A 13,607-nucleotide genomic window follows, 5' to 3' on the forward strand; every position below is an offset into this window, starting at 1 on the left:
TTAGACAGTTGGATCGGAAAAGTCCGCAACCAAAGTTCCACCTGCAAAGGTGACTCCTAGTTCGCGGTAGTAACCTCCGAGTACTTTTTCTACTGGAAGAATTGAACCCAACTCGTCCCACTGCGAATCTCCAAGAACAATTTCGGCGTCACCACTCCAGGTCACACCAATTTCTGCATCGCTGGAACCAAGTGAAACAAGTTGGTCTAACGAGTTACCTTTTCCTGGAGTAATCGAAGGCATCCAACGACTGTGCAGCATCTTGTGACCGTTCACAAAACCATTGCTGTCAGAGGGCTGACGCAATGTAACAATCGCACTAGCAAGTCTGTGATCGTAGGCTGACACACTCGCACCTAGCTTCGCGCCGGGCTCAAGCTTTGGTGTTGCTTGACCGTTGTTGAAAACTCTTGTGACTGCAATGCTTCCAAGCTTCTTTGGATAGCCCTGGAACCAACCTCGTGCAATTGCGAAATCTTTGGTGACCCAAATAGCAACACAGCGTGAATATGTAACATCCTTGTACTTGCAGCGAATCACAACGAAAGTTTCGAGATACTGCGATCGAACTGGATCTAGCAGTTCTGCCTTTGATGTCGAACAGGATTGCCAGTCGGCCCAAATGATTGCGACGCCCCCTGGCTGATCGTCCGCTAATTCCACGCCCTCAGGAAGCAGGGCAGCAATGTTTTTGGGATCGGTTAGGTACTCAACCGTCAGAAGGGTGCCCGAGTAAAGCCAGGGCATCTCGGGGATGATTGCGCTTTTGCCCGTCGGGGTTTTAGGGGCTAGAAATCCACGTAATTTGCTCATGGACAATAGGGTACAGAGTCATTTGGGTACAAACGAGGCATTTTTGGGTATTTTTCTTGATGAAATATCCCCTTAGCGACTTGACCAGGCGGGCGATTAGGGCAAGATTAGTCATATCGTTTTGACACAAACGATTCTCCATTCAATGAAGAAGGGAGCCATATTCATGGCCAAAGAATCAAGCACCTCGCTGCGCAAAGGCCGTCTTGGCGTAGCGGGAATCGTATTTTTCGTGGTGGCAGCTAGTGCCCCGCTGGTAGGAATGACCGGAGCTGTTCCGGTAGCCATGCTCCTAGGTAATGGAGCAGCCACCCCAGGTGCCTATCTGGCAGTTGGAATAACACTTCTGATTTTCTCAGTCGGTTATGCAGCTATGAGCCACAAGGTAACTAACGCCGGAGCATTCTTTGCCTACGTCGGAAAAGGTCTTGGCGTAAACGCCGGAGTCGCTTCTGCTTATGCATCGATTGTTGGATACGTCACTATCCAGCTGGCAATCTACGGATTCTTCGGATTGACTATGGGCTTGACCATGGCGCAGTTCGGTGTGGATCTAGCTTGGTGGGTCTGGGCACTTATCGCCTGGCTACTAGTCACCGGTCTTTCACTTCTAAGCGTTGACATCGGAGCAAAAATTCTTGGTGTTCTGCTAGCAGTTGAACTGCTTTCGCTAATGGTGACCGCTGTTGCAATTTTGATCAACGGTGGACCAGAGGGCGCTAACGTCGGAGCTTCGTTTGACCTAGGCCTGGTGTTTGCAGGTGGCTTTGCCGGAACTGCTGGAATTGCTTTGGCATTTGCATTCGCATCCTTCATCGGATTCGAAGCAACAGCAATCTACGGTGAAGAGTCCAAAAACCCTAAGCGCGATGTCCCTAGAGCTACCTACTGGGCAATTGGAATCATCAGCGGATTGTTCGCTGTTGTTTCCTTCGCAATGGTTACCGGTATGGGTGCAGGCGCAATCATCGACCAGGTTGTTGAGCGCTCAAGCGGACTAGCTGATCCTTCAGCTGTTTTGTTCAGCTTGGCAGCTGAGTATGTTTCACCTGAAATCGTTGTGGTAATGGCACTGCTTGTTGTCACCAGCTTGTTCGCCGGACTATTGGCGTTCCAGAATGCTGCTGCAAGGTACTTCTTTGCTATGGGCCGCGGTGGCGTTATGCCTTCATCGTTGGGTAACACCAACGCTGCTGGCGCCCCACAAAATGGAGCAATCCTGACCTCTGTAATCGCAGCTGCAGTGATCATTGCATTTGCGGCTGCTGGGCTTGATCCATTCCTGAACCTGTTTAGCTGGATGAGTGGTGTTGCAGTTATCGCTGTGGTGGCCGTTGAGATTCTGGTTTCCATTGCAGTAATCGCCTTCTTCCAGAAGAACGGAAGCGGTAACCTGTGGAACTCAAAGATCGCACCTGGACTATCCATCGTGCTTCTTATCGCAGGGCTTTACATGCTTATGGCCCGCTTCAACTTGCTAGCTGGAACTTCTGCCGATGGAGTCGACCCATCGCTACCAGAATCCGGTTGGGCATTGAGCGGCCTTGGCTGGTTCCTAGTGCTATCCCCATTCATTGCAATGGCTATTGGTTTTGTGGTTTCCTCCACCAATAAGTCCAAGAACGCTGCACTGATCAAGGACTTCGCTTAGGAATAATCTGAAAACAATTAACTGAGGGCCAACTTAGTTTGGCCCTCAGTTAATTCCAGGAAGGATGATTGTGGACAAAGAATTTGACCTTGATGTCACATTTGAGCAGCAAGCAGACGAGAAACTTATTGCTTCGCTGAGCCCTGAGCAATTGTCTAAACACATTCAGAATCTTCCTGCGGACTTAGTAGCTGCTGCAACAGGAGTTCTTATCGAGCACAAGACTTATTCCGATGTCTCGCAGGCGCTCGGCATCAGGCAGCAGGAGCTCGTTAGAGCCGTTCATCGCGCAAAGCTAATTATTAGCGAGTCCCAAAACTAAATTGAACAGGCAACAAATTTGTCCAATTGGATTTCAACTGACCATTTGAGACATTTGCAATCTTTAGCTACAAACCCACCCTTACAGTCTGAGAGCCCAAAGTGAGCTACACCCTTATCAACCCGGCAACCGAAGAGTCGATGGAAACCATTGAGCACCTCGACGCTAAACAAACCGATGAAGCAATCAACAAAGCGGTCAAGGCCCAGGAAAAATGGGCAGCACTAGCCCCTGCCGATCGCGCGATGCTGCTGAGGCGATTCGCGACAGCAGTTGATTCCGACATCGAAAACTTAGCTCAATTGGAAGTTAGAAATTCTGGCCATCCAATTGATCAGGCGCACTACGAAGCCAAGAATGTTCGAGATGTTTTGAACTACTACGCTGGCGCACCAGAGCGACTAATCGGTAGACAAATACCGGTGGCGGGTGGAATAGCAGTGACCTTCCACGAACCAATCGGTGTGGTCGGGATGATCACCCCGTGGAACTATCCAATGCCAATTGCAGGTTGGGGCCTAGCTCCTGCTCTTGCAGCGGGTAACGCAGTTGTTCTAAAGCCTGCCGAGTGGACACCACTTACCTCGATGCGTTTGGCCGAGCTGGGATTAGAGGCAGGATTACCTGAGAACTTGTTCCAGGTTCTCAATGGAAAAGGAACTGTTGTAGGAGAGCGCTTAGTGACCAATGAAAAAGTCGGGAAGATTGTTTTCACTGGCTCCACTTCGGTTGGAAAGCACATCATGCGTGGCGCCGCCGATCAAATCAAGCGTGTGACTTTAGAACTCGGCGGCAAGAGCGCCAACATCGTCTTTGAAGATGCAGATGTAGTGAAGGCAGCCACCACCGCGCCATATGCGGTCTTTGAAAATGCTGGGCAGGACTGCTGCGCGAGATCCCGAATTTTGGTTCAGAAGTCGGTCTACGAAAAATTCATGGAAGCTTTAGAGCCGGTGGTCAAAGCAGTGAAGGTGGGAGACCCAAGCCTTAGCGGAACAGAGGTTGGGCCTTTGGTTAGTAAAGCGCACCACGAGAACGTCAGCAGTTTCCTCGATGGAGCCGACGTGGCATTTCGCGGCAGTGCGCCAACTGGAAAAGGCTTCTGGTTTGCTCCAACTGTTGTTGTGGCAAAAAGCCCAAGCGATAAATGCATGGCGGAGGAAATCTTTGGTCCGGTTGTGACCGTTTATCCATTCGAGACAGAAGCCGAGGCAATCGAACTTGCCAATGGAACAGAGTACGGACTATCTGGATCGATTTGGACGAGAGATATGGGTCGCGGCATCCGAGTTTCAAGAGCGGTTCAAAGCGGAAATCTTTCTGTGAATTCTCATTCGTCCCTGAGGTATACAACACCATTTGGCGGAATGAAGCAGTCGGGAATGGGTCGAGAACTAGGACCAGACGCACCGCTTCACTTCACAGAAGAAAAGGTAGTTTTCTTTAACTCAGATAGCTAGTGCTAATAAGCGCTAACGACTCTGATAGCCGCTGGCTATTTCCAAAACCGCCAGAGCACCAAGACGAACTGTTCTGCCGTCGGCGCTATCAGCCATCGCGTCAATCTCGGTGATGTCAACAGAGCGAACCTGATTTGCCTTTCCAACCAAGAACGCAAACTGACGAAGTTCATCAGCGGAAATTCCACCCGGTGCTGCCGCAGGACAAGCCGGTACGAAGGCTCTGTCACAAACATCCATGTCGATATCGACATGTAACTTTTTGCTTCCAAGCTTTGATAGCGCCTCATCTATAACAGATTCAGCAGTTCTGTTTCTTAGTGCCGAGCGTGAAATAACATGAACACCGTATTCTTTGGCACGGGCTGCATACTGCGGCGAATTAGAAAAGTCGTTGATTCCAATTTGAACAACGCTGGTTCCAGGAAGTCCTGCTTCGATCAAACGTCGAACGGGAGATCCGTTGGAAACTCCATCACGAAGATCGTGATGGGCATCGAAGGTAATCAGACCTGCATCTGAAAGTTCTTCACCAAAGACACCGCGCATCACGGCATAGGTGATTGAGTTATCGCCTCCAAGGGCAATTGAAAGTTTTGAGGTTTGTGTGACCCTTTTTGCAAGCTGCATAGTCTGGGTTTCACCATCGGGAGAATCCGGTGTTTCGGAATCCCCGAAGTCTGCAAAGGATAAATCCCGAAGGTCCTTGTTTTGGCTCCAGCTATAAGTTGAATACCTACCCAGGGCTACGCGGATTTCTGCCGGGGTGGAATCGGCACCGGTTGCGGAAATGGAAGTCTCGGATGCCAAAACCCCAAATAGTCCAAGGTCGTATTGGCCTGATCCTGCAGGCGTTAGCCAGCTGGCGGCTCTAGGCCATAGAGCGTCTTCGCTCACTTTTGGTCCAATCAGAATTAGTGCTAAAGGGTAAGTGATTTGAGATTACCCTGTTAGCAGGGCTTTATAAACATCGATGTTGATGGAGAAAAACATGACCACTTATACCCGCGGGGATCTGCACGCAGCCACCGGTTCAACTCTCACCGCCAAGGGCTGGGGTCAAGAAGCAGCACTTCGCATGCTGCATAACAACCTAGATCCAGCAGTTGCCGAGCATCCAGAAGAACTTATTGTTTACGGCGGCAGCGGTAAAGCAGCTCGCAACTGGGCAAGCTTTGACGCGATGGTAAATACCCTCACAAACCTAGAAAACGACGAGACCATGCTGGTCCAATCCGGAAAGCCAGTTGGCGTATTCCGCACCCACGAATGGGCTCCTCGAGTAATACTTGCCAACTCCAACTTGGTTGGCGACTGGGCCAACTGGCCAGAATTCAGGCGCCTCGAGCAACTTGGCCTGACTATGTATGGGCAGATGACTGCAGGTTCTTGGATCTATATCGGAACTCAGGGAATCCTGCAGGGAACCTACGAAACATTTGCAGCGGTAGCTGCCAAGCGCTTTGGTGGAACGCTGGCCGGAACACTAACTCTGACCGGTGGTTGCGGAGGTATGGGTGGAGCTCAGCCACTAGCTGTGACTATGAACGAGGGAACCTGCTTGATTATTGACGTCGACGAATCTCGTCTTCGCAGGCGTATTCAAGATCGCTACCTCGATGAACTAGCCGACAATCTTGATGATGCGATCGATCGAGTTCTCAAATACAAGGCAGAAAAGAAAGCAATCTCAGTTGGACTTGCTGGCAATGCAGCAACTATTTTCGCGGAACTTCTAAAGCGCGATGTTCCAATCGATATCGTCACCGATCAAACTTCGGCTCACGATCCGCTTTATTACATCCCTGAAGGCGTATCTGTTGAGGACGCCAGAGAAATGGCTGAGAAAGACCCAGCAGATTTCACAATCCGCGCGGAAGCCGCAATGGCTAAGCATGTCGAAGCCATGGTTGGCTTCATGGCTAAAGGCGCCGAAGTATTCGACTATGGAAACTCAATTCGTGATGAAGCTCGCAAGGGCGGATACAAAGACGCCTTCAAGTTCCCAGGATTTATCCCGGCATACATAAGACCTTTGTTTTGCGAAGGTAAGGGCCCCTTCCGCTGGGTTGCACTATCGGGGGATAAGAAAGATATCTATCGCACCGATCAGGCAATTCTTGATCTGTTCCCAGACAACGCTCACTTGCACCGCTGGATCAAGATGGCTCAAGACCGCGTGCAGTTCCAAGGCCTTCCTGCAAGAATTTGTTGGCTCGGTTACGGCGAGCGTGACAAAGCAGGAGCTGTGTTCAATGACCTAGTCAAAAAAGGCGAAGTGTCAGCTCCGATTGTTATTGGACGCGATCATTTGGATTGTGGTTCGGTTGCTTCTCCTTATCGCGAATCCGAAGCGATGCTCGATGGCTCTGATGCAATCGCCGACTGGCCACTACTAAACGCGATGATCAACATCGCAAGCGGTGCTTCTTGGGTTTCAATTCACCACGGTGGTGGTGTTGGAATCGGAAGGTCCATTCACGCCGGTCAAGTGTCCGTTGCAGACGGAACTGATCTTGCAGCCGAGAAACTAAATCGCGTTTTGACTAACGACCCTGGCATGGGAGTGATTCGTCACGTAGATGCCGGATACAAGGAAGCAGAAGGCGTCGCAAGAGCCAAGCACGTTCACGTGCCAATGCTCGACACCGAATAAAAACATGTCTGTTGCAATTACCAACATTGGTTCACTTGTTACCAATGATCCAAATCTTGGATCCGGCATACTCGGCGAACTTGAAAATGCATCACTGGTAATTGAAAACGGACAAGTAGCTTGGGTCGGAAATTCCGGATTAGCACCCGCTGCCGATCAAGTTATTGATGCGCAAGGTATGGGCGTGATCCCAGGCTTTGTTGATTCCCATGCACACATGGTTTTTGCAGGAGATAGAGCAAAAGAGTTTGAAGCTCGCATGAACGGTGAAAAGTACTCAGCTGGCGGAATCAAATTAACTGTTGCAAAAACAAGAGCAGCAAGCGATGCCGAACTAGAAGCTAACTTTGTTAGCCTCCGAAACGAAATGATTCGCTCCGGGATCACTACTTTTGAATCTAAATCAGGCTATGGACTTACAGTCAAGGACGAAGCTCGCTCACTTGCAATAGCCGCAAAGCACACCAGCGAAACAACCTTTCTTGGGGCCCACGTTGTTCCAGAAGACTACGCAGGTAAAGCAGATGAGTACGTGTCACTAGTGACTGGCGAGATGCTAGAGGCTTGCGCACCGCACGCCAAGTGGATAGATGTGTTTTGCGATGTTGGAGCATTCGATGTTGATCAGTCGCGTGCGATTCTGCAGGCAGGAATCGCCAAGGGCCTAAAGCCTAGAATTCACGCCAATCAGCTAGCTCAAGGCGGCGGTGTGCAGCTGGCAGTTGAGCTTGATTGCGCATCGGCCGACCACTGCACATACCTGTCTGGCAAAGATATCGAAGCACTCTCTAGCTCCAACACCGTTGCCACCTTGCTTCCAGGAGCTGAGTTTTCAACCAGAGCTACCTACCCAGACGCTAAGAAACTCTTTGCTGCAGGTGTCACAGTTGCCCTTGCTACGGACTGCAACCCAGGCTCTAGCTACACAACATCAATGAGTTTTTGTATCGCGGTAGCAATCAGGGACATGGGCTTTAGTCCCGAGCAGGCTATTTGGTCCGCGACCATGGGTGGCGCGAAAGCGCTAAGACGAAGTGATGTCGGGGCACTGACTGTTGGCATGAGTGCAGACCTATCTGTTCTTTCGGCACCTAGTTTTAGACACCTTGGCTATCGCCCAGGGGTGGATCAGATCTCACAAGTAATCAAAAGCGGCAAAACCATTTATAGGCACCAGGACGGAAACTAAATGACCATCACACTGAACTCATCTGGACTGACCATGGAGCAGGTGGTTGAGGTTTCCAGAAACGGCGCCAAGATCGAAATCTCCAAGGAAGCGCTTACGAAGATGGCAGCCACCCGTGCTCACATCGAGACCTTGGCTCAAGCCGACGTTCCGGTCTATGGCATCTCAACTGGCTTTGGCGCGCTAGCAAATAGACACATCGCACCAGAGGACCGCGTTCAGTTGCAAAAGTCTTTGATTCGATCCCATGCCGCAGGCATGGGGGACCCGGTTGAAAAGGAAGTTGTTAGAGCCCTGATGCTGCTTCGCCTAAAGACTCTTGTTAGCGGTCGAACCGGTGTTCGTCCAGAACTTGCAACCACTTATGCAGATTTGATAAATGCCCAGATAACACCGATTGTTCACGAGTACGGATCTTTAGGCTGCAGTGGCGATCTAGCACCACTTGCACATTGCGCACTTGTCCTGATGGGCGAAGGACGTGCAGTTGGTCCAGACGGCATCGAAAAGCCAGTTCCTGAACTTCTTGCAGCAGCGGGGATCAAACCAATTGAACTCCGTGAAAAAGAAGGCCTTGCACTTATCAATGGAACAGATGGCATGCTCGGCATGCTGGTGCTTGCGTTGCATGATCTAAACAAAATTTGCGATCAAGCTGATGTTGTAGCGGCGATGAGCGTTGAGGCTCAAATGGGAACAGACCAGGTCTACAGACCTGAACTACACGAACCACTTCGCCCACATCCAGGTCAGGCAAAAAGTGCAGCAAATATGTTTGCAGCACTTGCAGGCTCTGAGGTTGTTGCATCACACCGCGAGGGCGACGATCGAGTGCAAGATGCCTATTCACTTCGCTGTGCACCACAGGTTGCAGGTGCGGTGCGTGACACGATCACACATGCAACCTTGGTTGCAACCCGTGAGCTAGCAGCAACAATTGATAACCCGGTTGTTTTGGAATCCGGCGAAGTTACATCAAACGGTAACTTCCACGGTGCACCGGTCGGTTATGTGCTGGACTTTCTAGCAATCGCTGCAACTGACCTTTCTTCCATTTCGGAAAGAAGAACAGATCGAATGCTCGATCGCTACCGCTCAAATGGCTTGACTCCGTTTTTGGCAGGAGATGCCGGAGTTGATTCTGGCTTGATGATTGCGCAATACACCCAAGCTGGATTGGTTTCCGAGAACAAGAGATTATCTGTTCCTGCAAGCGTGGACTCGATTCCTTCTTCCGCGATGCAGGAAGATCATGTGTCTATGGGTTGGCACGCAGGAAGAAAACTGCGCAAAGTCGTTGACAACCTAAGAAGAGTTGTTGCAATCGAGCTAGTCACCGCTGCTCGTGCACTGGATATGCGAGCTCCTCTAAAGCCAGCCCCAATCACCGGAGCACTTCTGGCTAAACTTCGTAAAGAAGTTCCTGGGGTTGGACCAGATCGTTTCCTAGCTCCGGAACTTGAAGCTGCGGAGAGGTTACTTAAGGATTGAATCTGTCTTGGAGGCAATCGGCCACCTATAGAAGACTTGCTGGCCCAAACCTATTCAACTGGCGACTTTTCTGGTGGTCGTATCTACTTTTGTTCATTCCGCAGATTCTGTTCGACGTTGTTGCCTATGATTCGGCAAGCTGGCTTTGGTTGCCAATTTGGACAAGTGCTCACTTAATTGCCACCGGTCTTGTCATTATTGTCAAACTCTTTGGGTTTGACCGCTTCCAAGCCAAACATCCTTCGGCTTTAGCAAACGTGATACTCGCCGGCCTCGCAGGAATTGTTCGAGTTGTTTGGGTAGGCGAGATTTCCTTTGGCGAAGGCTTGGTTTCAGAGTTTGACATTGAAGCGCGCATCGGCTCCGGTGTGGTGCTGGGAGTACTGCTATTTGTTGCCCTAACGAACATCCTCGAAATCAACAAAGGATACTCAAATGCCCTACGAGGATTGCTGAGAACCCAGAATCAGCTAAACCAGCTGCGAAGAGCAACTCGCAGGGAAGTGACTCAAATTCACTCCAAGTTAGCCGCCGACACAAGGAAAGTTGTAGAGCCAAGACTTAGTGAAATCACCCGACTACTCAGAGGCCAAAAACTAAGTCTGAGACTTCGAAACTCCGTCACGCGGGATCTAAGCGACATTCTTGAAAATCAGGTGCGACCTCTCAACAAAAGCTTGAGGTCGTTCAGCAAATCAATTGACAGTGCGAACCTGCAACCAGGTGTGAGTCGAACAACCCTGTTTAGAATTCCACCAGGCGTTCAGGCCGATCTTGCGATTAGTCCATTCTGGATTCTTATACTTTTGCTTGGCGTACTGCCGTTCTCGCTATACATCTTCGAAAACGCTGATTGGGCTCCGCTTGGCGCCCTAATCTCGCTGATTAATTACGCTCTGATATCTATTGTGAGAATCTCACTTTGCAGACAAAAACTGGTTTCATTTCAAACCGCAATACGTCAGTACCTATATCTAATAGTTCAGCTTGTACTTATCAACTACGCAATTCTTCTGTTCGTGGGTTACCCAGAGCAATCAGCACAGTTTGTCGTGTTGATGACACTTATAACCCTGACCTTCACAATTTTCGCCGTTGGACTTGAAGCAGTTCAAGAGACCAACCGCAGTGACTTCTTGACAGAAATTGCCAAGAACAACACGCGCATTGAAAGAGAGCTTGGACTGCTCAATCAAAGGGTCTGGGTTGAAAAACGCCGCTGGGCACTAACAATTCACGGAACCGTGCAAGCGTCTCTAACCGCAGCGCTTGCGAGACTAAAAGCAGGGGATCTAAGCGCGGCAGACCTAGACAAGATTTCCAAGCACGTGGTGCAAGCTAAAAAGGGCCTTAGTGGCCCGAAGGCCAAATCTTTTGATCTAAAACTTGCAATCAAACAGCAGAAGAAAACTTGGGATGGAATCATGAATGTCCAGGTGGATACAAAAGGTCCTGAGTTTGAAAACCTATCGGCTGATCTTTGGGCGGGCTTTTGTGCCAACGAGATCATCAAGGAAGGCCTTAGCAACGCCTTTAGGCACGGCTCTGCCAAGAAAGCAGTAGTGAGATTCCAAAGCGAGAAACCAGGCTTTGTCACAATCGAAATTTCCAACCAAGGCAAGGCCTTGAGCAAATCCAGATCAAGTGGACTGGGCAGCCAGCTACTCGACGAAATTGCTTATCCGTGGTCATTAACTAAGCAACCTAATTCAGGGACAGTTCTTCGAGCACAGATACCGGTAGGAAAGGCAAAGAGCAGCAACATCTAAATGCACTTGTTCAAGATCCTTCTGGCCAGCGCATAATCTAATCTCCTGCGCCTTTTCCCTGCTTTGTTGTTTCCCTTGAATGGCGCCAGCACAAGATCGCCAGAACGCATTCTTATTGAAGCAAGCATGCCATTAGCCTTTGAAATCAATTCAGGTATGTCTTCATCCGCTACACCTGGAACTTCCAGGTAAGTCATAAGTCGCGAAGAGACGGCAACCGAATCACTCGGATAACCAAAGTCACGAGCAGCAACAAAAGCAATCGGTGTCTTCCCATCGCTACCATCCACCGCCCGCAATCCAATGCGACCATTCGGATCATTGAAAACTATCGGGTGCTTTGGGGCAGTTGATTCTCGAAGAGCAAGAATGGCCCTTAGGTTTCCGATGCTTTGGTTGCCAGTAAAGATGTGCGCGTCAGCGCAACTCTCTTTTGTAAAGCATGCAACCAAAGCCGGTGCATCGGTATCGCCAAAAAGTGAATCTTGAATAACTACTGCAAGCTCTAGTCGGTGCTTTGGAAAGGTAGAAAGAAGGAACGTCTCAGGGATAATTGCAACAACGTAATCGGCTGACTCCAGAGCTTTCTCAAGCGCAATTCGGTAGAGGTTCTTCTGAGTTGAACCGGCGAAGTATTTGGCAACTAGCTGATCGACGCCCTTGCGCTTTGCTGAGTGATTTGCCAGATACGGCGGATTTGTGACAATCACCGCACGTTGTGGATTTGGGATTGCAATCAGTGAATCGTTTACTGGAAACAGGTCTCCTTGAATATCGAAGCCAGTTGCTAGTTTTACTTGGGCCCCAAGAACTGAATCGGACTTAATTGCTTCTAGCAGGTGACCATCGCCTGCAAAGGGATCCAGAAGGTTTCCTTTGGATTCAGACAGCGCTTTTTCTAGGAATTGTCTAACTTGATCGGTGAGCCAGCCGGATTTGGTTGTGTAGAAAGAACCTAAGGAGACTTTGTCGATATCTACCTCAACGGTTCGGTTCTTGGCCTTGGAAACCAGCATGCGGCCAAGCGGCCGATTTGAACTCATGGCACAATAGTAACCATGACTTCACATACCCATGTAGCAACAATCAAAACCAACCTAGGAAGCATCAAGGTCAACCTTTTTGCTCTACACGCACCCAAGACCGTTGAGAACTTCATCGGCCTTGCAGATGGATCCATTGAATGGACCCATCCAAAACGCGGACCACAGCCAAAGGGAACTCCCCTTTACAACGGCGTGATCTTCCACCGCATCATTCCTGATTTCATGATTCAAGGCGGTGACCCAACCGGTACCGGTATGGGAGGCCCAGGTTATAACTTCGGTGATGAGATTCACCCGGAACTAACCTTCAACGAGCCTTACAAGCTAGCCATGGCCAACGCAGGACCTGGCACCAACGGTTCTCAATGGTTTATCACCACTGTTCCAACCACCTGGCTATTTGGCAAGCACACTGTCTTCGGTGATGTTGTTGATGAAGACAGCCGCAGGGTTGTTGACAAGATTCAGGCTGTTGAAACCGGTGCTCAGGACAAGCCAATCGACGATGTTGTAATCGAGTCAATTTCTGCAGAAACACTTTAGTTTCTAAAACCAAATGGCCAGATTGAAATCGGATCAGCCGAGAGTTACCATCTCGCTGATAATGATCAATCTGGTCATTTGGCTTTTGCAGGTGATTCCGGGATCCACCCTAACCACGACACTTTTCTACGCACCACTTCTAACGGTCATCGAACCGTGGCGAATGATCACTGCAGGGTTTGTTCACTCAACTGATAGTTTCTGGCACATCCTGCTAAACATCTACTCGATCTATATCTTCGGCCGAGTTATCGAACCGATGCTCGGACCCGTTCGGTTTTTGGTTCTTTACCTAGTTTCTATTTTCGGCGGATCAGCGATGGTGCTGTGGCTTAGCGAACCGGTTGTTCCGGTAGTTGGCGCCTCCGGTGCTTTCTTTGGGCTTATGGGTGCTTACCTGATCATGCTTAGAGCAATTGGCGATAATTCAGGATTGCTAGTTGGACTAATCGCCGTGAACTTGGCTTTTGGATTCTTGGTGCCAGGAATTTCTTGGCAAGGTCACTTAGGTGGACTGCTGGCAGGAATGGCAGTGACTGCTGTTTACGCACGCACTAGATATAAATCAGGCCTAAGCCAAAAGATACAAGTGCTGGGTGTTATTGGATTGATTGCTGTTGCAACGGTAGCGGGAGTTATCTTCCGACTGCCTTTTGGTTTCTAGAGG

Annotated in this window: 12 protein-coding genes; 9 read left to right on the forward strand and 3 right to left on the reverse strand. The window is 49.7% G+C overall.

Annotation, left to right across the window (positions count from 1 at the left end; genetic code table 11):
- Positions 1-813, reverse strand: coding sequence for an acetoacetate decarboxylase family protein (locus AC8GDC_RS00135; RefSeq protein ID WP_506557860.1), 813 nt, complete (start codon positions 811-813; stop codon positions 1-3).
- A gap of 166 nt (positions 814-979) precedes the next feature.
- Between AC8GDC_RS00135 and AC8GDC_RS00140 the strand changes: the two genes are divergently transcribed.
- The 3 genes from AC8GDC_RS00140 to AC8GDC_RS00150 all read left to right on the forward strand — a co-directional run bounded on the left by AC8GDC_RS00140 (position 980) and on the right by AC8GDC_RS00150 (position 4,246).
- Positions 980-2,464 carry an APC family permease gene (locus tag AC8GDC_RS00140; protein WP_506557861.1) on the forward strand — a complete coding sequence of 495 codons (1,485 nt, stop codon included), beginning with the start codon at positions 980-982 and terminating at the stop codon, positions 2,462-2,464.
- Between the two features lie 70 nt (positions 2,465-2,534).
- Entirely contained in the window at positions 2,535-2,786 is a 252-nt protein-coding gene (locus tag AC8GDC_RS00145) for a hypothetical protein (protein ID WP_506557862.1), read from the forward strand.
- Positions 2,787-2,926: 140 nt separating this feature from the next.
- The gene (locus AC8GDC_RS00150; protein ID WP_506558476.1) at positions 2,927-4,246 is read left to right on the forward strand and encodes an aldehyde dehydrogenase family protein; all 1,320 of its coding nucleotides are present in this window, start codon (positions 2,927-2,929) and stop codon (positions 4,244-4,246) included.
- Between the two features lie 12 nt (positions 4,247-4,258).
- On the opposite strand, the gene AC8GDC_RS00155 is transcribed toward AC8GDC_RS00150, so the two are convergent.
- Positions 4,259-5,143, reverse strand: coding sequence for an arginase family protein (locus AC8GDC_RS00155; protein ID WP_506557863.1), 885 nt, complete (start codon positions 5,141-5,143; stop codon positions 4,259-4,261).
- Between the two features lie 94 nt (positions 5,144-5,237).
- Between AC8GDC_RS00155 and hutU the strand changes: the two genes are divergently transcribed.
- The 4 genes from hutU to AC8GDC_RS00175 all read left to right on the forward strand — a co-directional run bounded on the left by hutU (position 5,238) and on the right by AC8GDC_RS00175 (position 11,351).
- Positions 5,238-6,902 (forward strand): urocanate hydratase, encoded by a 1,665-nt coding sequence (gene hutU / locus AC8GDC_RS00160; protein WP_506557864.1) that lies wholly within the window; start codon positions 5,238-5,240, stop codon positions 6,900-6,902.
- A gap of 4 nt (positions 6,903-6,906) precedes the next feature.
- Entirely contained in the window at positions 6,907-8,091 is a 1,185-nt protein-coding gene (gene hutI, locus AC8GDC_RS00165; RefSeq protein ID WP_506557865.1) for an imidazolonepropionase, read from the forward strand.
- Positions 8,092-9,582 carry a histidine ammonia-lyase gene (hutH, locus tag AC8GDC_RS00170; protein ID WP_506557866.1) on the forward strand — a complete coding sequence of 497 codons (1,491 nt, stop codon included), beginning with the start codon at positions 8,092-8,094 and terminating at the stop codon, positions 9,580-9,582.
- 89 nt (positions 9,583-9,671) lie between these two features.
- A complete protein-coding gene (locus AC8GDC_RS00175; RefSeq protein WP_506557867.1) occupies positions 9,672-11,351 on the forward strand; it encodes a sensor histidine kinase in 1,680 nt (559 codons plus the stop codon).
- Here the strand turns inward: AC8GDC_RS00175 and AC8GDC_RS00180 are convergent.
- Complete coding sequence (locus tag AC8GDC_RS00180; RefSeq protein ID WP_506557868.1) at positions 11,348-12,394, reverse strand: Eco57I restriction-modification methylase domain-containing protein; 1,047 nt, start codon at positions 12,392-12,394, stop codon at positions 11,348-11,350. The two genes, AC8GDC_RS00175 and AC8GDC_RS00180, sit on opposite strands and share 4 nt — an antisense overlap.
- Before the next feature lie 15 nt (positions 12,395-12,409).
- On the opposite strand from AC8GDC_RS00180, the gene AC8GDC_RS00185 reads away from it, so the two are divergent.
- Entirely contained in the window at positions 12,410-12,940 is a 531-nt protein-coding gene (locus tag AC8GDC_RS00185) for a peptidylprolyl isomerase (RefSeq protein WP_506557869.1), read from the forward strand.
- A gap of 13 nt (positions 12,941-12,953) precedes the next feature.
- Positions 12,954-13,604 carry a rhomboid family intramembrane serine protease gene (locus tag AC8GDC_RS00190; protein WP_506557870.1) on the forward strand — a complete coding sequence of 217 codons (651 nt, stop codon included), beginning with the start codon at positions 12,954-12,956 and terminating at the stop codon, positions 13,602-13,604.
- Positions 13,605-13,607 lie beyond the last annotated feature (3 nt).

Source organism: Rhodoluna miladensis (SeqCode) (genome assembly GCF_965234705.1).
Taxonomy (GTDB): domain Bacteria; phylum Actinomycetota; class Actinomycetes; order Actinomycetales; family Microbacteriaceae; genus Rhodoluna; species Rhodoluna miladensis.